Raw genomic sequence first — 20,106 nt, forward strand, 5'->3', positions numbered from 1 at the left:
CGCCGTCGTGGATGTTCCGCTCGATCCTACGGCGCTCGGTCTCCTGGGCGTGGACCAGGCGCGCGGCCAGGCGCGCGGCGCGCAGGGCAAGACCTTGTGGGGTGCGAGAACCCGGATGTGGTCTCTGGTCTGCGGCTATCCGCCCCGTCTATGCGGCCCGCTGGTACTGGTTGATCAGGCCGTCGAGTACCTGTCGGCGTTGCAGGCGGATTTGATCGAGATCGACGGGTGTAGCCGGGGCATGTGGTGGTTGAGGTGGTTGACGGTCTCGTGAGCGATGGGGACGGTGCCGGTTGTCATGCCACTGGTATGCCTGCAGGACCCGGCGGAGATGGCGGTCGTTGTAGACCAAGATCCGGTCGGTGCGTCACCGTGACGCCCTCGCCGGCGAAGATCTCGTCGAAGGCGGCGGTGAACCTGGCATCCCGGTCACGAATGAGGAACCGAAACGAGCCGGCCCTCCGCCCGAGATCCATGAGCAGATTACGAGCGTGCTGGGTCGTCCACGCGCCGGTGGGGTTGGCGGTCACGCCCAGGACGTGGACGCGCCGCGTCGCCACCTCCATCACGAACAACACGTACAGGCGCTCCAAGAAGACCGCGTCGACGTGGAAGAAGTCGCAGGCCAACAACCCTTTGGCCTGCAGACGTAGAAACGTCCGCCAAGAGGTATCGAGGCTTCGGGGAGCCGGCCTGTCTCGGCGCGAGCGCAGGATCCGTCGCACCGTCGCTTCGCTGACCTGCAAGCCGAGCCGAGCCGGCTCACCGTGTACCCGGCGATACCCCCACCTCGGATTCTCGCGTGCCAGACGCAGGACCAGGTCCCGGAGCCCCTTACTCGTTCCGGGACGGCCAGGACGGTGAGGATAGGTCCACGCGCGTTTGATCAAACGGCGACGCCAGGCCAACAGGGTGCCCGCGGTGACCAGCCGATGAGCTCGCATCACCGTCGGCAGGAATGGGCCAACGCCGACAGGACCGCCCGATCGGCCCAGTCCGGCTTCGGCCGGGCGACTGACGCTTCAACACGGCCACCTCATGCCGGAGCACCATGACCTCGACATCCTTGGACGCCTGTCCACGTCCCAGCAGCACCAGCCAGCCGAACACCCGAATCAGGCTCAGATACAGCAGACGAACCGACACCGACCGCGATCTTGCCCGCACGACGGCTGGAGGCCAAAACCGCAGATCAAGCATCACGCGATGAATTCTGAAGCGGTACAGCCAGCGGGATGGCTGTCACGTTCCGGCGTTGGTGGCCACCTGGGTGGGCTCCGTCGTCTCGCCCGGACGCACGCGGTCGTCCGGCTCGCAGTCGAGCCGGCGCGGGGACAGGTCCGAGTCGGCCCCGCGTACCGGCCCAGGGTGGCCGACCAGATTGAAACCCAGGCGCACGAAGACGTCCAGGATCCGGCCGAGATCGAGCGGACCGTCCGGCTGGTACCAGTGCGCGACTCCGTTGCCCATCTCCAGCAGGGACAGCCGCGTGATCGACGGTTCGACGACCGCGAAATCGCCGGTCTCGACCCCTGCCGCCAGGGTCTCTGTCCAGTAGCGCTCGTAGGCGTCCCGCTTGCTCACTATGGCAGAGCGATGTTCCGCGGGCACGAAGCGCAGCTCGCCGTCCACCACCAACGCCGTGCGCGGATTGGTCGCCTGGATGGCCACGTGCGCCCTGATCAACCTCTCCAGCCGTACCGCCGGGGTCCGCTCACCGGCGGTGGCCACCTCGGCCAGCCTCAGCAGCTCATCGAGCATGCCACCCGTCGCGGCGGAACATACACGGAATGGCGCTGGCGCGTTTCCGCAGGTCGGCGCGGAGCTTTGGACGCAGGTTCCAAAGGGTGAACGACAAAGGACCCGGGATTACCGGGGTCCTCGGAAGCTGGTCGATCACGCGGCTAGAGCCTTGAGGATGCGCCCATTGGCGACCTCGCGTTGTCCGTCGATGCACTTGGCGTAGACCCGGAGCAGGACGTCCACACCGTGTCCGGCACGCTCGCCGCTTCCGGTGCGTGCACGCCCGCGTTGAGTCAGCGCGACACCGCAGCGTGGCGCAGGTCGTACGGCCTGCCCTGTACCGATTCAAAACTCGTACACACGGTCTGAGCTGGTGTTCTTCGGGTGAGCTAGGCGGCTCGACAGTACTCGTTGATCGTTCCGTTTGAGGACTCTTAGACGCTCGATCCGGCCTTCCATCGGCACGACAACCCGCTCATCTTGATCAGTGGGCGTTGTCGGCGGGACTGGTGCGGTCGATGACCGTTGTAGTGCTCGACATACTCCCCGAGGACCGATCGAAGGTGCCGATCATCGTAGATCAGCATCCGGTCCGTGCATTCAGCTCGGACGGTGCGCACCCAGCGTTCGGCGTAGCAGTTGGCTCGTGGCGTTCGCGGCGGCGTCTTCATCACCGTGACGCCCTCGCCGGCGAAGATCTCGTCAAAGGCGGCGGTGAACTTGGCGTCCCGGTCACGAATGAGGAAGGCGGGGGGAGGCTCCGCGTCAGGCCGGAGCGAGGACGCAGAACTCGTTGCCCTCCGGGTCGGCCAGAACCTTCCACGGGACGTCGCCCTGGCCGACGTCGGCGAGCGTCGCGCCGAGGGCCTGCAGCCGGGCCACCTCCTCCACTTGATCGTCGCCGCGGTACGGCAGCAGGTCGAGATGGACGCGGTTCCACACGGTCTTCACGTCGGGCGTGCGGAGGAACTCCAGATATGGCCCGACACCCTTGGCGGAGCGCAGCCGCGCGTGATCGTCGCTTACCTCGTGCAGGGTCCAGTCCATCGCCTCGCCCCAGAACAGGGCCATGGCCCGCGGGTCAGCGCAGTCGACCACCACCGCGGCGATCGGTCCGGTATCCCGGTAGATCTCCCGAGGCTCCAGCACGCAGAACACGTTGCCCTCCGGGTCGGCCAGAACCGTCCACGGCACATCGCCCTGGCCCACATCGGCGGGCGTCGCACCGAGCTCCTTCAGGCGCGCGACCAACTCCGCCTGATGGGCCGCAGAGGTAGTGGCGAGATCGAGGTGCGCGCGGTCTTTCACCGTTTCGGGGTCCGGGACGGCGATGACATCGACGCATACGCCGACGGGGTCCTGCCAGACGAAACCCACGGGTTGAACGCTGGTCGCACCGGATCCCTCGCTGGAAACACCCCAACCGAGCGCCTCCGCCCAGAACCGGCCCAGCGCCGAGTCATCCCGAGCCTTGAAATTCACCTGAAGAAGTTGCAGCGCCATGCCGCCAAACCCTATGCCCAACGGATGAACCAGATGAATCACGCATACGACAAGCAACACGACGGCGCCCACGAGGACGGACTTACCGCGGGTCGCGCACGAACGCCAGGAAGGCCTTACCGTAGTCGGTCGTCACTGCCTGCCAGGCCCCTTCGGCGCTCATCATTCCCTGCAGAGCGCCATTGACCAGACCGCCGTCGACGAGGGCGGCATAGTACTACGGTGAGCTACTGACAGAACTTGACGCCGACCACTGTCGTCCTCCTGACGCTCAACAGGCGGGTGCGGCTTGGTACGGCGGGCGCTGCCTGCGGTGAGCGGCCCTGAGCCCCGCCGCCGTCTCAGAACTGGCGCGCGGTGTGGTCGCCCGTCTTCGACGGGCGACCACTGGCCGTGCCGGTCTGCGGGGACGACGAGACGGCCCTCGCGCGCGTACGCGAGTTGGTGCGGGCCGTGGGCTGTGAGCCCGTGGCCGGTGGCGGTCTCGAACGGGCGGGACTCCTGGAAGCGACGGCCGCGCTGTTCATCGCGCTGACCAGGCCCCTTGCGCTCCTCCAGGTGCGTCAGCTCGGAGCCTGCGCGTGTTCATGCATCTTGCCGTCCTGTCGGACGGCGGCCTGCCAGGCGGTCTCGGGCAGCTTGGCGATCTCAGCCTCATCGAGGCCGGTGATCTTCCAGCCATCGGGTGGAGTTGACGACAGAGCGCGGCCCGGCACGCGCCGCACCCCGTCGCCGCCTACGTGATCGGCATGTCGCTCCGGCCGGAGCGACATGCCGATCACGCTCGGACTACGGGAAGACGCCGCCCCCGCCCACCTCTTCGGTGCTCTGGCAGGCGACGATGGACGGCTGGCCACCGGGCGACCGCCAGGGGCCCCACCTGATCGTGTAATTGCTCGTACCGAGCTTGTAGCATCTGGCCCACACCTGGTACTGGCCATCGCCCTTGCCGCAGAATGCCCACCAGCCATTGCCATAGGGGGCGCTACTGCAGTTGCTGGGCGCGGCGTGCGCGGCCGTCGTGGGCAGGACCATGGCGCCCGCCATGACCGCGCCGACCGCGGCCGCCTGTAGCACCCGTTTCACCTTCGAACCCATGACTCTCCTCTCACGGGCGGCCCCGTCCGGGTCCGCCCCAAACCCACATAGATTGGCCGAACATGCTCCAATAAAGAGCTTTCGGCCTGTTCAACGGGGTTTAGGTTTGCCTGCCCGAAGAATAAACTGGGCACTTTATACAGCGGCTTGTGATCGGCTACCGATACACTTATCAAAGATCAAGATCTTGCTGACGCTGCGGAGGGCAGGCGTTGCGGTTCGGCATTCTCGGTCCGGTCGAGGTGGCAACGGATGACGGACCGGCATCAATCGCCCGGCCCAGACATCGGGCGCTGCTCGCTTACCTGTTGCTCCACCCCAACCAGGTGATAGCGCCTGGCCAGCTCATCGAGGCGATCTGGGGTGGCGCCGAGCCGAGTTCCGCGCGTTCCCAAATACACGTGGCGTTGTCCGAACTGCGGCGAGCCATGCGGGAGCAGGGGCTGGACGATGTCATCGCCACCAGACCCGGTGGATACCTGCTTGCTCTGGGCGACGACGAACTGGACGCCGAAGCGTTCGGGCGCCACGTCGAGGCGGCGCGGGACCTTCGGAAACGCAACGAACTCGAGGAATCCGTCCGGAGGTTGCGGGCGGCACTCGGGCTGTGGCGCGGTTACGCCCTGGCCGACATCAGGGCGGCGTACGCGCAGTCGGCACGGCAGGCACTGCACGAGTACCGGCTGAGCGCGCATGAGTCGCTGGCCGAGGCCGAGCTCACGCTCGGTCACCACGACGCCTTGCTCCCGGAACTGGGCAAACTCGTCGAGGAACACCCGTTGCGAGAGCGCATGGTCTGCCATCTGATGCTCGCCCAATATCGGGCCGGCATGCAGGCCGAAGCGCTGCTGACGGCCAGGCGCCTGCGCACCCGGCTGGTCGAGGAGCAAGGACTCGATCCCAGCACCCGGTTCTCGGCGCTGGAGAACGCCATTCTCCACGCTGATCCGGCACTTGACCTCGCTCCCAGAGCCGTGACAATCTCCGCGCCGTCTGTCGACACCACGCCGGCCCAGTTGCCCCTGGACGCGTGGGGGTTCACCGGCCGTGATCGTGAGCTCGCCGAACTGGATCTTTTGGCTGACGTACGGGACACACCACCTGTGGTGCTGATCGTGGGCACCCCTGGAGTCGGGAAGACCGCGCTGGCCGTCCGCTGGGCCCATCGTCACCGCAAACGGTTTTCAGACGGGCAACTCTATGTGAACATGCGGGGATTCGATCAGGATCGGGCTCCGCTGGAGCCCTGCGACATCCTGCGGCGCTTCCTGTCCTCGTTGGGAGTGGAGCCCAGCGCCGTTCCCGAGGACGTGGACGAGGCCGCAGCCCTGTTCCGATCGCTGCTTTCCCAACGCCGTGTTCTGATCGTGCTGGACAACGCCCGCAGCGCCGACCAGGTACGGCCGCTGCTGCCCGGCTCGGCGGACTGCGCCGTCCTGGTGACCAGCCGCAACCGGTTACGCGCACTGGTGGTCCGCGAAGGTGCCCGCATGCTCCCGCTCGGCCCGCTCACCGAGGACGAGGCCAGTGATCTGCTCCGCGTCGCGCTGGCCGAAAGAGTCGCCCTGGCCGGAGAAGGCCTGCGTAGAGGAAAGGACGAGGACAGTGACGTCGCCACCAGGCAGGTGGCCCTGCGGTGCGCGTACCTGCCGCTGGCACTGCGATTGGCCGCGGCGCAGCTGACCGGCCAGCGACACCTGACGGTCGCCGACTACGCCCGGCAGTTGACGAGCGGCGACACACTGACCGTGCTCGACGAACACGGCGACCTGGACGGCGCCGTCAGCACCGCGTTCCGTCTCTCGTACCAGGCCCTTCCTCCCGTGACGCAACGCCTGTTCCGGCTGCTGAGCCTGTTGCCCGGGCAGGATTTCGCGCCTGTCGCAGCGGCCGCCCTGCTCGGTGTCACGTTCGCCGAGGTGCGCCCCCGGCTCGAAGAGCTGTGCATCGGCCACCTGATCAGTGAACATCGTCCCGGCCGGTACACGATGCACGACCTGCTGCGCAGCTATGCTGTCGGCACCTTCGAGGAAGACGAGCCGGAGGCCGACCGAGCGGTGGCGGCTCGGCGCCTGGTCGACTTTTACGCCGAGACCGTCTTCGACGCCTACCCGTTGTTGCAACCTCGCCGACTGACGGGCGACCGGGATGTGATCTATCCCCCGCGTGAGCGCCTGCGTTTCACCGACAGGGCGTCCGCGCTGGACTGGCACGACCAGGAGCTCGAGAACCTGGTCGGTGTCGTCACTATCACCGGCGCACACGGCTGGCATCGCCGCGCGTGGCAGTTGACCGCCGATCTGCTCGCCTACTTCATCATCCGGCGACGCTGGCCGGAGTGGCTGTCGGTGCTGCGGACAGGCCTGCTGTCGGCCGAGCGAAGCGGCCAGCCTGAGGCCATGGCGCACATGCAGAACGCCCTGGGAGTGGTCCACAAGCAGATGGGCAGGTACGCCGCGGCACGCGAACACTATGGAAGGGCGATCGAGCTGGCGGCGGAGGCCGGCAACATGCGCATGGTCGCCGCGTTCAACGCGAATCTGGGTGGGCTCGCCATCAACGAGGGCGATCTCGAGGCCGGCCTGCGCCACCTGCGGACCGCCCTGTCCATTCCGGAATACGGGCAGAGTCCTCAGTACGCCGTCGCGGCCTACATCAACCTGGGCTGCGCTCTGATCGACTCGGAGCAGTATCCAGCAGCGGCCGACGCGCTCCAGCGGGCGCTCACGTTCGCCGACACCGTCGACGACGCGCAGCAAGCGTGCTATGCCCATCACAACCTGGCCGAAATCGCATTACGTGCGGGAGATCGGGTCACGGCTCGTCGACACGCTGAGCACCAACTGCGACTCGCCGAAGAGATCGGCGATCCTCTGCGGAGGGCCTCCGCTCACGACAGTCTCGCCTCAGCCCTCGCCCACGAGGATCCGGCCGCCGCCCGGACTCAGTGGCGTGAGGCGCGGCGTATCTACCGGGAGCTCGGTCACCGAATCGGCGACATACTCGATGAATGGCTTGCGGCTCTCGACACCCTCAGCAACCTCGCCGAGCTCACCGCAGCCGACGCTTCCCGCCGCCGCCGGTGTCGCCACCTCATTTGAGAACCAGCATCTCCGGAATGTCGGCTCATCGACATCGGACAGACCGTTCTGTCCCCTGGGCGGCCCCATGATGACGCATGGTGGAGAGGCTCAACGACGTTATGATCGTTCGGTGCGCTGGACGCTGGACCTCTCGTCTTGACCGGGGTCGCAGAAGAAACTGGGATGCTCGGCCGCGTGCCGTGAGCCATGGGCGGAGCAGGCCCGGTCAGCGGAGGGTGGCCCAGTCGCGGAGGGGCTCGGGGCTCAAATAGCATCCAATAAGGACAACCTGCTTCTTCTGAGCTAAAGCAGGGAAGATACGATATCTCTCCTGCCGCTTATTCGGACTCGCACCGACTTCCCCGGAGAACACTCGCGGGCGGCAGGACACCCCATGCCGGAGCACCCGCGTCCGGAAGCGCCCGCTAGCATCGGGGTCCCCCGGTCCTGCCTCGCGGATGCCCCCACCGCGACGGACGCCCGGCCGACTCGCGACGGAGCCCGCGTGCCCACGATCGACCCCCGACGTCTCCTCGTCCTCCGTGCCTTCGTGCTGTCCGACTCGGTCACCGCGACCGCGGCGGCGCTGCACCTGACGCCGTCCGCGGTGTCGCAGCAGCTCGCGGCGCTCGAGCGCGAGGTCGGCCACGCGCTCGTCGTACGCACGGGGCGCAAGCTGGCGCTCACGCCGGCCGGGCGCATCCTCGCCGGGCACGCCGAGGAGATCAGCTCCCGGCTGAAGATCGCCGAGGCCGACCTGGCCGCACACGCGGGCGGTGTCCTCGGGCAACTCCGGATCGGCGCCTTCCCCACGGCGATCAGCTGGTTGGTGGCACCCGCCATCGTCGAGCTGCGCCGCCAGGCGCCGGGCGTCGACGTCACGGTCGTCGACGCGGAGGCGCACATGAGCCACCGGATGCTGATGCGCGGCGACATCGACGTGACCGTCAGCCTGGAGTACGAGTCCGACCCCGAGCGCGACTCCCCCGACATCGTGAAGTTCCCGCTCTACATCGAGCGGTTCAAGGCCGTCCTCCCCCACGCGCACCCGCTGGCCGGCGAGGAGGGCATCGGGCTCACCCAGCTCACCGAGGAGGGCTGGATCATGCCCTCGCCCGGTAACCCATGCCGCACGATGGTGCTGCAGGCGTGCGCCGAGCTCGGCTTCCACCCGCCGATCAGCCACGTCTCGGACGACTACCGCGCCGCGCTGGCGCTGGTCGCCGCCGAGGCGGGGATCTGCCTGGTGCCGGAGTCCGCGCTCTCCGCCCGCGACGCCGACTGGGTGACGATCCTGCCGACGCGCGGCATCGCGCCGCTGCGCAAGGTGATCATGACGACGCGGCGCGACAACCAGGGCCACCCCGTCGTACGCGCGGGGCTGGAGGCGATGCGGGCCGCTGTCGCCGAGCCGGACTCGGAGGTCTACGGCCCGCTCGCGCGGTCCGATACCTTCAGTGTCGAGTGACGGCTCCGGCCGACGGCGCGTACTCGCGGAGGAAGGCGTCGACGTGCCGGTGGTACTCGTCCGGCTTGTCGCGGCGCACGCAGTGGTGGGCGCCCTCGATCACGACGACGTCGAAGCCGGGCGCGACGGCCGTGAGGCGCTCACGGGAGTGCTTGTCGACGATGACGTCGCCGGTGCCGGTGACGAGCAGCGCCGGTACGCCGGCCGGGCCGACCGTGATCTGCCGCGCGGTCGGCGTCCAGATCCGGCGCTTCTCGTGGACCCGCTGCTCCATGTAGTCGATGTCGACGGCCTTCATCGCCTCGGCGAGCGGGCGCAGCTCCTGCTCCGCCCAGTGGGGCTTGAGCTCGCGCTGCATGTCCATGAGCTCCTCGACCGACGCCGTGTCGGCGTAGTCGAAGGGGTCCTTGACGGTCTGCTCGACGCTGAGCCACGGGTTGGGACCGGCCTCCGGCACCCACCACGGCGGGTCCTCGAGCACGACGCCGGCCACGAGGTGCGGGGCGTCGGCGGCGACGAAGGCGGCGATCCGCGCGCCCATGGAGTGCCCGACGACGAGCGTCTTGCGCCCGGTCTCATCGAGCATGTCCTTGAGGATGTCGATCGCGTCCTGCACCATCACGTCGGTGGACGGAACGCCCTCGTGCTCGGGCAGGCGGCTGGGCGACTTCCCATGGCCCCGTGCGTCCGGCGCCACGATGTGGTAGTCGCCGCACCAGCGGTCGACGGCGTCGCCGTAGCACGCGCCGGACTCCACGGCGCCGTGCAGGATGAGAATGGCGGGCGCATCTGCTGCGTCACGCCCGTACTCTCGGACGAACAGGTCGGTTCCCACGTGTCCTCATTCAGTACTCTGTCGCGCCGGCCTCCGGCCGGCTCACGACGGGGTGGTCGTTCGGTGAGTCATGATCATGATCATGGCACGCCTGGTCGGCGTCGCGCAACGCTCCCGCAGGTCAGGCTGGCAGCTCCGCCTCCGGTGTCGCCTCGACCAGCGCGCGCGTGCAGGGGTGCTGCGGGGAGCGGAAGATCTCGTCGGACGGGCCGGTCTCGACGATGCGGCCGCGCTGCATGACGGCGACGCGGTCGCTGTAGAGCCGGATCACCGCCAGGTCGTGGCTGACGTGGAGGAACGAGATCCCCTGGTCGCGCTGCAGGTCGGCCAGCAGGTTGAGGATCTGGGCACGCACCGACACGTCGAGCGCCGAGGTCGGCTCGTCCGCGATGATCAGGTCCGGCTTGAGGGCGAGCGCGCGCGCCACGGCGACGCGCTGGAGCTGCCCGCCGGACGCCTCGTGCGGGTAGCGCCCCAGGTAGTCGGCGCCGAGGCCGACCGACTCCAGTAGCGCGACCAGCTCGGCGGTCGACGTCGTCTCGCCGTGCGCACGGAAGACGTTCTCCAGCGTCTGCCGCACGGTCTGCAGCGGGTTCAGCGACGCCAACGGGTCCTGGAAGACCATGGCGACGTTGCGCCGCAGCCGCCGCAGTCCTCGCCGACTGAGGCAGGCGACGTCCTGCCCGTCCGTACGGACGGTGCCGGACGTCGGCACCACCAGGCCGTTGGCCATCCGCGCCAGCGTGGACTTGCCCGAGCCGGACTCGCCGACCAGGCCGAGCGCCTCGCCCCGCTCGACGTGGAGCGAGACGCCGTCGACGGCGAGGAAGCCCTTGCGCCGGCGGCCGAAGCCACCGGCGGTGCGGTAGCGCTTGCTGACGTCGGTCATCTCCAGGATCGGCTCGCTCACCGGGTGACCTCCTGCAGTGCGGGGAGACGATCGAGGTGGCAGGCCGCAAGGTGCAGGCCGCCGACCTCGCTGGTCGGGCGGACGGTGGGCAGCGGTGCCTCGACGACACAGCGCTCGCCGACCTGGTCCGCGAGGCCGCAGCGCGGCGCGAAGGCGCAACCCGGTCCGGCGTCGCGCAGCGACGTGGGCGCGCCGGGGATGGCGCGGAGCCGGGTCCGCTCCCCTCCAGTGTCGAGTCGGGCGTCCAGCCGCGGCGTGGCCGCGCGGAGACCGGCGGTGTACGGGTGGGCGGGCTGCTCGAAGATGTCGCGGAGGCTGCCGTACTCGGCCTGGCGGCCGGCGTACAGCACGAGGACGTCGTCCGCCACTCTTCCCACCACCCCGAAGTCGTGGCTGATCAGGAGCATCGCCATGCCGTACTCCTGCTGGAGCTCGCGGAGCAGGGCCAGGATCTGCGCCTGCACCGTCACGTCGAGCGCGGTGGTCGGCTCGTCGGCGATGAGGAGCGCCGGCCGGTTCACCAGGGCCATCGCGATCACCGCGCGTTGCCGCATGCCGCCGGAGAACTCGTGCGGGAAGCGGCGTACGGCGTCCGCGGGCTCGGGGATGCCGACCCGGTCGAGCATCTCGACCGCACGGGCCCGCGCAGCGCGGCGGGTGACCGACGGGTCGTGCAGGCGGACCGCCTGGGCGATGTGCGCGCCGATGTCGAGGTACGGGCTGAGCGCGGACATCGAGTCCTGGAACACCATGGCCACGTCGGAGCCGCGGGCCCGGCGCAGCTCGCGCTCGTCGGCGGAGAGCATCTCCCGGCCGGCGACGACGATCCGGCCCCGGGCGCTCGCCCCGCGCGGCAGCAGCCGCATGATCGCCCGGCCGGTGATCGTCTTGCCCGACCCCGACTCGCCGACCACGGCGAGCGTGCGGCCGCCGTCCAGCCTCACGGAGAGGTCCCGGACGACATCGGCGGTGACGCCGCCGCTGGTGAACGAGACGCACAGGTCCTCGACCTGGAGTACGGGGTCAGGCACGGCGGATCCTCGGATCGAGAAGCGGCATCAGCAGGTCGGCGATCAGGTTGCCGATGATGATGAGGAAGGCGGAGAAGAGCGTCACCCCGACGACGATGCTCAGGTCGGACTCGTTCACGCCGGACAGCAGCAGGTCGCCGAGCCCGTGCAGGCTGAACACCTTCTCCGCGATCACCGACCCGCCCAGGAGCGCGGTGACGTCGAGCGCGAACATCGCCACGACCGGCACCATCACGCCGCGGACGGCGTGCCGGTTCACCTGCCGGGTCGACGCGCCGCGCGCGGTCATCGCGACGAGGTGGTCGGCCGAGAGCTCGTTGAGGAGCTGGGTGCGGGTGACCCGGATGTAGCCGGCGGCGAGGATGAACGACAGCACCATCCACGGGCCGATCAGGTGCCAGGCCCAGTCCGTCGGTGACTCCGAGAACGACACGAAGCCGGAGTACGGCAGCGCGTTGAGCATGAAGCCGAAGACCTGGACGACGAGCAGGCCGACGAGGAAGGTCGGCACCGACAGCCCGAACATCGCGAAGCCGGTCGAGAACCGGTCGACGATCCCGCCCTTGCGTATCGCCGACAACGCGCCGAAACCGATGCCCACGACGAGGCACAGGACGGCCGCGCCGAGCGCGAGCGACAACGTGACGGGCAGCCGCTCGGCGATGAGCGTCGTGACGTCGCTGCGGTTCGGGAATGAGTAGCCGAAGCAGGGTGCCTGGCAGTGCACCTGCTGGGCGCCCTCGCCGTACGTACGGCCGACGAAGAGGCCCTTCACGAACTCGGTGTACTGCCACACCGCGCTCTGGTCGGTCTGCATGTAGGCGCTGACCTTGGCCCGGGTCTCGGGCGGGCACGGCTTGCCGCACATGGCGCGGGCCGGGTCCTTCGAGGCCCCGAAGAAGAGGGCTATCGTCACAAAGGCGATCGCGAGGAGCATGAACACCGCGGTGACCATGCGGCGGGCAATGTAGACGATCATGCAGCATCCTCCGTGCGCACGTCGAGGACGTCGCGGAGCGCGTCACCGGCGAGCGTGGCGCCGAATACGATCAGGAACACCACGGCGCCCGGGAAGAGCATGTACCAGACGTCCGCGCCGCTGTAGATCCACGGCAGCGAGTCCGAGAGCAGCTTGCCGAGGTCGGGGACGTCGCCACGCAGGCCGACGCCGAGGAACGACAGTCCCGCGACGACGCTGACGTTGCCGGGCAGTGACATCGCGAACAGGACGACGACCAGGCCGAAGAGGTGCGGCAGCATCTCGCGGCGGATGATCTGCCAGGGCGGAGCCCCGGTCGCGCGCGCCGCCTCGACGAAGGCGCGGGCGTTGATGGCGCCGGCCTGGGCGCCGATGATCCGGGCCGGGACGGTCCAGCCGAAGAAGGCCAGTACCAGCACGAGGACCAGGCCCCGCGGCATCTCCGGCGGCACGATCGCCATGATCGCGATGACGAACATCAGGCCCGGGAAGCCGAACATGAAGTCGATCACCCGCCCCGCGACGGCGTTGAGCCAGCCGCCGAAGTACCCGATCGCCGTACCGAGGACGGCGGCGAAGGCGATCGACAGGATGCTCGCCCCGAACGCGATGAACAGCGACGAGCGGATGCCGTAGACGATCTGGGCGAACAGGTCGACGCCCGTCACCGGGACGACGCCGAGCCAGTGGTCGGCGCTGACGCCACCGAAGGCGCCCAGCGGACGGCCGCCGTCCGGGTCTAGCAGGTCGGTGTGCAAGGTGCTCGGGTCCTGTCCCTCGATCCACACGAGCAGCGGGGCGCAGAGCCCCGCGACGAGCGGCACGACCAGCATGACCAGGCCGGCGACGCCGGACCGCTTCCGGAGGAGGCGGCCGAGGACCGACGTACCCCGGCCCTCGGCCTGCTGGATCTCAGCGATCGACACCGACGACCAGCTCATTCGCGAACGGCGGGTAGGCGGGGATGAAGTAGTTCTGGATCTTCGAACCGGCCAGGGCCTGCGTGCGCTGCACGAGGATCGGCACGACCGGGGCGTCCTTCATGATCTGCTTGTCGATCGCGGCCCACATCTTGGCGGCCTTGTCGAGGTCCGGCTCCGCCATCGCGGCGTCGATCGCGGCGTCCACCTCGGGGTTGGAGAACTTCGAGTTGTTGCCGCCGCCGTTGTCGATCTCGCTCGACGCGAACAGCGGCTGGATGGTGCTCATGCCGCTCGGGAAGTCCGCTCCCCAGCCGTTCGTCGTCATGTCGTAGTCGCCGTCGGCGGACGAGACGAGCTCGTACCAGCTGTCGCCGTCGAGGCCCTTGAGCTCGACCTTGATGCCGACCCGCGCCAGCGAGTTCTTGATGCTCTGGGCTTCCTTCTCCTCGATCGCGCTCACGTCGGTCGGGTAGGTCAGCGTGAGCTTCAGGTCGGAGACGCCGGCGTCGGCGAGCAGTTCCTTCGCCTTGTCGACGTTGCCGGTGTCACCGCCGTCGTACAGGTTGTACTTGGTGTAGCCGGGGATGCCGGGCGTCATGATGGTCGAGGTGATCTGGCCGCCGAACTTCGGGCCGCCGTACACGCTCTGCACCTCGGCCTTGTTGATCGCGTAGTTGATCGCCTGCCGCACGCGGACGTCGGAGAGGCCCGGGCGCTTGACGTTCATGGCGAGGTAGCGGAAGTAGCCCGACGGGCTGTTGGCCATGCGGGCGGAGATCGACGGGTCGGACTCGATCCGCTGGAACTGCGACGGCGAGATGAGCGCGTTGCTGATCGCGGTCTCGTCCTCGCCCTTGTCGTCGATGAGGCGCTGCACGATCGTGTCGTTGTTCAGGCCCATGTCGAGGACGATCTTGTCCGGGCCGGCGAACCGTACCTGGTCGGTGTCGGCCTTCCAGTTCGGGTTGCGCTCCAGCACCGCCTGCGAGCCCTTGCGGAAGCTCGTCACCTGGTACGGGCCGCTGGCGACCGGGTGCTCGCCGTACGTCTCCGGCTTGGTGTCGGCCGCAGCCGGCACCGGCGCGAAGGCCGGCATGCTGACGATCCACGGCCAGTTGCCGAACGGACGCGTCAGGCGGAAGACGATCTTGCGGTCGTCGACGACCTCGATGGAGTCGAGCTTCTTGCCGTCGTACGGGCCGTCGTAGTCGGTGCCGCCGACCAGCAGCGTCTTGTGGTAGCCAAGGCCACCCTGGAACATCGGCGCGAACGACCGCTCGATGCCGTACTTCACGTCCTGCGCGGTGATCGGGCTGCCGTCGGAGAACTTCAGGCCCTCCTTCAGCGTGAAGGTCCACGTCTTGCCGCCGTCGTCCGTCGTACCGGTGTCGGTGGCGAGGTCCGGCACGAGGATCGTGTCCTTGTCCGGGAGCGTCCGCCACGACGTCAGCCCGCGGTGCACCCACCGCAGCCGGCTGGTCGGCACCATCTGCGCGTTGGCGGTCTCGAAGGACTCGGTCGCGCGCCGCGAGAGGTAGTGCAGGGTCCCGCCCTGGGGCACGGACTCGAGCGCCGTCGTGTTCTTGTCCTTCGTCGGCTCAGTGGCCTGCGAGTTCGCGTTGCAGCCCGCCATCACGAGGGCCAGGACGAGCGCGAGCCCTGCGGGCACCACTCTCCGGGATCGATTCGCCATAGATCGTGCTTCCTGTGAGGCGGTCCCGATCGGTCGGGTCCGCTGCTTGGATCTCAGGAAGGGAGTCTGTTGGCGGGCGAGAGCGCGCGTCCATCGAGGAGTTCTGCAGGGGACATTTCAGAAAATCTTACAGATCGCGAAGATCTGCGCGCGCGGCGTCCACGATAGCCCGGCGGTCCCGGTGACTGGAAGACCGCGGCGCACACCCGCGGGCGGGACCTGGCGTTCGCCCCATGACGCCGATCTCCCCCGCCAACAACACCCGCATCAACGCCCTGTACAGAGGAGGGTCGTCCCCACCGCCCCAGCCTTGGAACCACGCCCACCCGTAGCGACATGCGGGCCATTGTCATGCCCGCGACACTCACATTCGCGGGACGAAACAGTTATAGAGATCAAAATGCTCCATACTCTCCTCCGGCTCGGCCAAGGTCCTGCCTCGATCGGCGAGCTGGCCGAACCGTTCGGCATGTCACTCACCGGCATGAAGAAGCACGTGCACGTCCTGGAGAATGCCGGGCTGGTCGCCACGGAGAAGGTCGGGCGATCGCGGCAATGTCGTCTGGGAACCGAACGATTGGAGGACGCCATGTCCTGGATCAGGTTCTACCAACGGCTCTGGGAACGTCGACTCGATGGCCTCGATGCCTACTTCACTCTCAATAAGGAAATCGATTAATGACCCAGAACAGCGAGACCGTTCAGCTACGTATGACCCGCGTCCTGCCCGCGAGTCCAGAAGAAGTCTTCGACGCCTATACCGACGCCGAGAAGCAGAAGATCTGGTTCAGCATCCTCGACGACAAGCCCGGCGTCGTCGAGATCGACGTCGACCTGCGCGTCGGAGGCCGGCAGACCGCGGTGTGGGGACCGGATTGCGACACTCTGTTCCGAGAGACGCAGACCTTCTCGGTCATCGACCGTCCGCATCGCCTGGTCACCGAATCCACCGGCAGCAGCCCGGACGGCATGACCATGACGACCACGATCGAGGTCACGTTTGAAGAGCACGACGACGGAACGCTCCTCACAGTGGTGCAGACCGGGTTCCCGACACCCGAGATCCGTGACCTCTTCGTGCAGGAGGTCTGGGTCGGAGCGTTCGATCGGATCGAAGCATACTTGCGCCGCGGGCAGCAGCGGCCTTGACAGAAAGCACGAAGAGCCACGTGAACGTACCGGAGGACCCGCACGATCGGGCCCCGAACAACGGTTACGGCAGACTCATCATCACCGTCGGCGCAACTGCGGCGGCCGCACTGTTCCTCAATCTCGCCATCTATGGGCTTGGGCGCCGCCGGGGTGCCCGCGGCGATGGTCGTCGCCCCGGCGATCGCGCTCGGGACCATCCTTGTCATGACGATTCCCGCCGACTTCGACGACACCAGCGCGATCACGTTGGCGTTGTGCCATGTCGCACTCGTGCCCGTGACCGTCGCCGGACTACTGACACTGCGCAGGCATCGCCATGAACAGGCCGCCGCGCATCCACCTATCGCCGAGACGACTCTGCCCGCACCTGGTCGACAAGGAGCGCGGACGCCTGTCGCGGGGCCGCCATTCGGCGAACCCTGCGCCTGCCGAAACTCCTCCATCCAGGTCAAGCGGCATGTGAGTACTCGCCCTCGCAGGGCGCACACCCCCGACTGGGTTCAGGCCAGCACACCTGGTTGGGGGACGTGTGCATAGCCGTACGCCGTGGTCGCGCCCGAAAAGAGGTTGGGCGGCAGCACCAGGGCTTTGACCGCAATCCCCGCGCTCTCCAGCCGCTCGGCGGTCATGCGCGCGACAGCCGGCATGCCTATCGCCTTGCCGGTGTCGCCGTCCGTTCCTTCGAGCGCCTGAATGTCGATCAATGGCCTAGATGCACCCCCACCTCCGAGGAGGGGCACGGCCCATGAACACGGTGTGCGCCTGACAGGCGGACTCTCGTTTCGGCGCGAACAATCCGGGCATCTACCGACAGTTACTCATCAACCGCACTAAGTAACTGAAATGGTGATCGTATGCCCACTCCCATCTCTCTACTCACCCTTGGAGCCCTGGTCGCGGCGGGCCTGCTGGCCGCGACCACCCCGGCCGTCGCCCAGGCCGGCCCACCCGGCTTCGGCCTCAACCAGGCCAGCACCTGCGGCGATAAGGTCGACGTTGCCGCGACCCCGCTCGACCTGCTAGGGCCCCGGATAGTGGCCGCGTGCACCTCGGTGGCCCGTCCCGAGTAGAAGGCCCTACCTGTACCCCGCGCAGCGCCCTGCCTCCCGAGAGGCGGGGCACTGCCATGCCGGACAGATCGGGGCAAGTGGTGGATCCACTGGCGCGAGCCATGTGCCCGATCCCCTGGGCGCATAGACGTCCTCGACCACCACCCCCGCCTGCGGATCAGCCGCTTCGTCCGCTGAGCGCGGTACCGCATCGCCTACTGCTCCAGCGTCCGCGAGGTGGAGCAACATGTTGATCTTGCGGACCTGGTCGAGGTGATCAAACTCCCCGGGCGGTAGCCCCGTAGTCATCGCTCCACCGGAGCTACGGGTCGACCGTCAGCGGCGGCCAACTGTGGCGGCCAGCGCCTTCACGCCGATCACCCGCTGATGCCGCTCGACCAGAGCGGCGGCGATGGCTCGGATCGCGGGCCTGTCCCTCACCTCGCCGGGCGCGTACCGGTACGCCTCCAGCAGTGCCAGGGTCGTCTGCTCCGGCTTGCCCCACTGCCACCAGGCCCGAGCCAGATCAGTGTGCAGGCGTCCTCGCCGCTCCGGCATGGGGAACTGGTCAGCACGCAGATCACGGCCGGTAGCAGCGCGGCACCCGCATCACCGAGCGCCCAGTGGACGCCCACCCATACAGCCTCACCTGCGCGGGCGTGATGACCTGGCTAGTGCCTGAGACCGGTAGCCTGCCAGCGGCGCGTGAGGCTTCGCCGATCAACTCCACGGCCCGGCCGCAGTCGCCTGCCTGAGCCACGTTGCAGGCGCCCGTGCACAGCACCTGGGCGTAGATGGCTGCTCGCCCGAGCTTCACCAAAATCCACCACGCCCCCGACGACGTCCCCGGCGAATCCGGGACGGGCGGCAGCCTCGCGGCTACGATCGACGCCATGCAGGCCGCCGGGTACTGGGTCGACCCCGCGCTGTGGCCGAAGGCCGCCGACTGTAGCCAGAAGTGCACCAGTGTCACGCGGGGTGCTATGACAGTCCTCAGAAGGCAGTGGGCTGACCTGCCCCAGCCTGCCCGCGAGGCGATCCAGGCTCAGGTCGGCGCGGTCACCGCTGCCCGGTCGGCTGAGGTGGGCCTGACGTCCGGGGTCGCAGCGAGCATCACCACCGAGGGGGCCGCCTTCTTCGTGAAGGCGGCCCCCGCCGCCGCGCCCGTCGCCCCTCACCTGCTGCGCGAACGCGCCATCAACCAGGTACTCCCGGCGCCCATCCCGGCGCCGCGACTGCTTTGGACGGCCGACACCGGCGGATGGATCACCCTGTTGTTCGAGCACGCCCCAGGCAGCCCCGCCGACCTCTCCCCCAGCTCGCCGGACCTGGCCGCCGTGGCGGACGCAGTGGCCGCCGTCTCCATCCCGTGCCCACTCCCAAACGCCCCCTCGGTGACGGCGAAGGCGGCCGGACTGCTGCGAGCAGCCGAGGAACTCCTCGCCGAGTCACCGGCCGGCCTCGCCCACTACCAGCCGCTCGTCAAACGTCTGGACCCGGGCGAGCTGACCGGGCCGACGCTGCTGCAGGCAGACCTTCACGCCGACAACCTGCTCGTCAACGGTGGGCAGGCACAAATCATCGACTGGTCCATGGCTTGTACGGGAGCCGCCTGGATTGACGCCGCTCTACTCGTTCCTCGCCTGATAGACGCCGGCCACACCCCTGAGCAGGCCGAGGAGTTCGCGGCACGGTTTCCGGCATGGGAGTCGGCGCCACCCGATGCCGTGACCGCGCTGGCTTCCGTCCGTTTCCTGTTCTCCGCTCGAATGGCCGAGGTAGGTCCGCCACATCTGCGGGAGAAGCGGCTTCGAGCAGCATCCGCAGGCCGCGCCTGGGTGGACTACCGCCTCGCCTGAGATAGGCGCGCACAAAAGAGCGCCCCCGCCTCGTGAAGAGACGGGGGCGCGCTCGCCTGGGCAGGAAATATACAGCCGCTATACAGGCATGAATACGGTTCCCCCATCAGGCCATCACCCCGAGGACGTGGGGCTTGTCAGGCTTGTATTGGCGATCAAGGAGAACCATGAAGCTTCGTAGATTTCTCACCGCGGCTGTCGTTGGCGTCGCTCTGCCGACGTTGACCCTGATCCCCGCTCCTGCCGCTGCTACCCCTGTCCCCAACACCCCTGTCCCCGATGCCAAGGCCCTCGATGTCACTGCCCCCGCTACCACTGCCGGGCCCTTCTGGTGGGCTTCGGGTGCTGTCAGCGAGTCGAACCGGATGGTGATAGACGTCGAGGGTCCCTCCACCGCGAACTATGCGAAGGTCCATCTTTGGGACTGGTACGGAGGAGCGAGCCAGTACTGGTATCTGGACAGCGTCACGGGCCAGTCGAGCAACACCCGGCTGCTACGCAACAAGTACAGCGGCAAGTGCATGGTCGTGCAAGGAACCGGCGTCACCAACGGAACGCCGATCAACCAGATGTCCTGCGACTATGGCGACAGGCGCCAAATGTGGCGGCAGGAGTTCAGGTTCTCGGGCGACGACAAGAGCTACTACCGTTTCGTGAACATCGCCACCGGGAAGTGCCTGGACAACACCGCCGGCGGCACGGCCCTCGGCAACAAGATCCAGATCTGGAGTTGCTCCTCCGGCACCAACTACAACCAGCTCTGGTACTGACCAGGCGAAC

Annotated in this window: 22 protein-coding genes and 1 pseudogene; 8 read left to right on the forward strand and 15 right to left on the reverse strand. The window is 68.1% G+C overall.

Annotation, left to right across the window (positions count from 1 at the left end):
• Window positions 1-274, forward strand: a 274-nt coding sequence (locus tag ABZ911_RS37235; protein ID WP_358067295.1) for a hypothetical protein, incomplete at its 5' end; no start/stop codon positions are given.
• A gap of 22 nt (window positions 275-296) precedes the next feature.
• Here ABZ911_RS37235 and ABZ911_RS37240 read toward each other — a convergent pair.
• From ABZ911_RS37240 to ABZ911_RS37270, 7 genes and pseudogenes are all read right to left on the reverse strand, one after another.
• Window positions 297-725 carry a hypothetical protein gene (locus ABZ911_RS37240; protein ID WP_358067298.1) on the reverse strand — a complete coding sequence of 143 codons (429 nt, stop codon included), beginning with the start codon at window positions 723-725 and terminating at the stop codon, window positions 297-299.
• 517 nt (window positions 726-1,242) lie between these two features.
• The gene (locus ABZ911_RS37245; RefSeq protein ID WP_358067300.1) at window positions 1,243-1,761 is read right to left on the reverse strand and encodes a hypothetical protein; all 519 of its coding nucleotides are present in this window, start codon (window positions 1,759-1,761) and stop codon (window positions 1,243-1,245) included.
• 135 nt (window positions 1,762-1,896) lie between these two features.
• Window positions 1,897-2,075, reverse strand: a pseudogene (locus tag ABZ911_RS37250) (site-specific integrase); the annotation flags it as partial.
• A gap of 102 nt (window positions 2,076-2,177) precedes the next feature.
• A complete protein-coding gene (locus ABZ911_RS37255) occupies window positions 2,178-2,414 on the reverse strand; it encodes an integrase core domain-containing protein (protein WP_358067421.1) in 237 nt (78 codons plus the stop codon).
• Between the two features lie 94 nt (window positions 2,415-2,508).
• Window positions 2,509-3,246: a VOC family protein gene (locus tag ABZ911_RS37260; RefSeq protein ID WP_358067424.1), complete on the reverse strand. Its 738-nt coding sequence runs from the start codon at window positions 3,244-3,246 to the stop codon at window positions 2,509-2,511.
• A 563-nt stretch (window positions 3,247-3,809) separates the two neighbouring features.
• Entirely contained in the window at window positions 3,810-4,028 is a 219-nt protein-coding gene (locus tag ABZ911_RS37265; protein ID WP_358067303.1) for a hypothetical protein, read from the reverse strand.
• 7 nt (window positions 4,029-4,035) lie between these two features.
• Window positions 4,036-4,344 (reverse strand): hypothetical protein, encoded by a 309-nt coding sequence (locus ABZ911_RS37270; protein WP_358067306.1) that lies wholly within the window; start codon window positions 4,342-4,344, stop codon window positions 4,036-4,038.
• A 212-nt stretch (window positions 4,345-4,556) separates the two neighbouring features.
• Here ABZ911_RS37270 and ABZ911_RS37275 point away from each other — a divergent pair, with 212 nt between their 5' ends.
• Window positions 4,557-7,445, forward strand: coding sequence for a BTAD domain-containing putative transcriptional regulator (locus ABZ911_RS37275; protein WP_358067309.1), 2,889 nt, complete (start codon window positions 4,557-4,559; stop codon window positions 7,443-7,445).
• Window positions 7,446-7,932: 487 nt separating this feature from the next.
• The gene (locus tag ABZ911_RS37280; RefSeq protein ID WP_358067312.1) at window positions 7,933-8,895 is read left to right on the forward strand and encodes a LysR family transcriptional regulator; all 963 of its coding nucleotides are present in this window, start codon (window positions 7,933-7,935) and stop codon (window positions 8,893-8,895) included.
• On the opposite strand, the gene ABZ911_RS37285 is transcribed toward ABZ911_RS37280, so the two are convergent.
• From ABZ911_RS37285 to ABZ911_RS37310, 6 genes are all read right to left on the reverse strand, one after another.
• A complete protein-coding gene (locus ABZ911_RS37285) occupies window positions 8,882-9,730 on the reverse strand; it encodes an alpha/beta fold hydrolase (protein WP_358067315.1) in 849 nt (282 codons plus the stop codon). The two genes, ABZ911_RS37280 and ABZ911_RS37285, sit on opposite strands and share 14 nt — an antisense overlap.
• A 121-nt stretch (window positions 9,731-9,851) precedes the next feature.
• Entirely contained in the window at window positions 9,852-10,640 is a 789-nt protein-coding gene (locus tag ABZ911_RS37290; protein WP_358067318.1) for an ATP-binding cassette domain-containing protein, read from the reverse strand.
• Window positions 10,637-11,671: an ABC transporter ATP-binding protein gene (locus tag ABZ911_RS37295; protein ID WP_358067321.1), complete on the reverse strand. Its 1,035-nt coding sequence runs from the start codon at window positions 11,669-11,671 to the stop codon at window positions 10,637-10,639. The genes ABZ911_RS37290 and ABZ911_RS37295 overlap by 4 nt, the downstream gene beginning before the upstream one ends.
• Entirely contained in the window at window positions 11,664-12,650 is a 987-nt protein-coding gene (locus ABZ911_RS37300) for an ABC transporter permease (RefSeq protein ID WP_358067324.1), read from the reverse strand. The genes ABZ911_RS37295 and ABZ911_RS37300 overlap by 8 nt, the downstream gene beginning before the upstream one ends.
• Window positions 12,647-13,576, reverse strand: coding sequence for an ABC transporter permease (locus ABZ911_RS37305; protein WP_358067327.1), 930 nt, complete (start codon window positions 13,574-13,576; stop codon window positions 12,647-12,649). Before ABZ911_RS37305 ends, ABZ911_RS37300 begins: the two co-directional genes overlap by 4 nt.
• Window positions 13,563-15,266, reverse strand: coding sequence for an ABC transporter substrate-binding protein (locus tag ABZ911_RS37310; protein WP_358067330.1), 1,704 nt, complete (start codon window positions 15,264-15,266; stop codon window positions 13,563-13,565). Before ABZ911_RS37310 ends, ABZ911_RS37305 begins: the two co-directional genes overlap by 14 nt.
• Window positions 15,267-15,666: 400 nt before the next feature.
• Here ABZ911_RS37310 and ABZ911_RS37315 point away from each other — a divergent pair, with 400 nt between their 5' ends.
• A complete protein-coding gene (locus tag ABZ911_RS37315) occupies window positions 15,667-15,945 on the forward strand; it encodes a helix-turn-helix domain-containing protein (RefSeq protein WP_358067333.1) in 279 nt (92 codons plus the stop codon).
• Window positions 15,945-16,415 carry an SRPBCC domain-containing protein gene (locus ABZ911_RS37320; protein WP_358067335.1) on the forward strand — a complete coding sequence of 157 codons (471 nt, stop codon included), beginning with the start codon at window positions 15,945-15,947 and terminating at the stop codon, window positions 16,413-16,415. Before ABZ911_RS37315 ends, ABZ911_RS37320 begins: the two co-directional genes overlap by 1 nt.
• A gap of 503 nt (window positions 16,416-16,918) precedes the next feature.
• Here ABZ911_RS37320 and ABZ911_RS37325 read toward each other — a convergent pair.
• Window positions 16,919-17,122: a hypothetical protein gene (locus ABZ911_RS37325; RefSeq protein ID WP_358067338.1), complete on the reverse strand. Its 204-nt coding sequence runs from the start codon at window positions 17,120-17,122 to the stop codon at window positions 16,919-16,921.
• A gap of 150 nt (window positions 17,123-17,272) precedes the next feature.
• Between ABZ911_RS37325 and ABZ911_RS37330 the strand changes: the two genes are divergently transcribed.
• Window positions 17,273-17,488, forward strand: a complete 216-nt coding sequence (locus tag ABZ911_RS37330; protein ID WP_358067341.1) for a hypothetical protein — start codon at window positions 17,273-17,275, stop codon at window positions 17,486-17,488.
• A 315-nt stretch (window positions 17,489-17,803) separates the two neighbouring features.
• Here the strand turns inward: ABZ911_RS37330 and ABZ911_RS37335 are convergent, their stop codons facing one another.
• Window positions 17,804-18,025 (reverse strand): hypothetical protein, encoded by a 222-nt coding sequence (locus tag ABZ911_RS37335; RefSeq protein ID WP_358067344.1) that lies wholly within the window; start codon window positions 18,023-18,025, stop codon window positions 17,804-17,806.
• Window positions 18,026-18,450: 425 nt separating this feature from the next.
• On the opposite strand from ABZ911_RS37335, the gene ABZ911_RS37340 reads away from it, so the two are divergent.
• Together ABZ911_RS37340 and ABZ911_RS37345 are read left to right on the forward strand one after the other, a co-directional pair.
• Window positions 18,451-19,326 carry a phosphotransferase gene (locus tag ABZ911_RS37340; protein WP_358067347.1) on the forward strand — a complete coding sequence of 292 codons (876 nt, stop codon included), beginning with the start codon at window positions 18,451-18,453 and terminating at the stop codon, window positions 19,324-19,326.
• 167 nt (window positions 19,327-19,493) lie between these two features.
• Entirely contained in the window at window positions 19,494-20,096 is a 603-nt protein-coding gene (locus ABZ911_RS37345) for an RICIN domain-containing protein (RefSeq protein WP_358067350.1), read from the forward strand.
• Window positions 20,097-20,106 lie beyond the last annotated feature (10 nt).

The organism is Nonomuraea sp. NPDC046570, from assembly GCF_040645915.1.
GTDB lineage: Bacteria > Actinomycetota > Actinomycetes > Streptosporangiales > Streptosporangiaceae > Nonomuraea.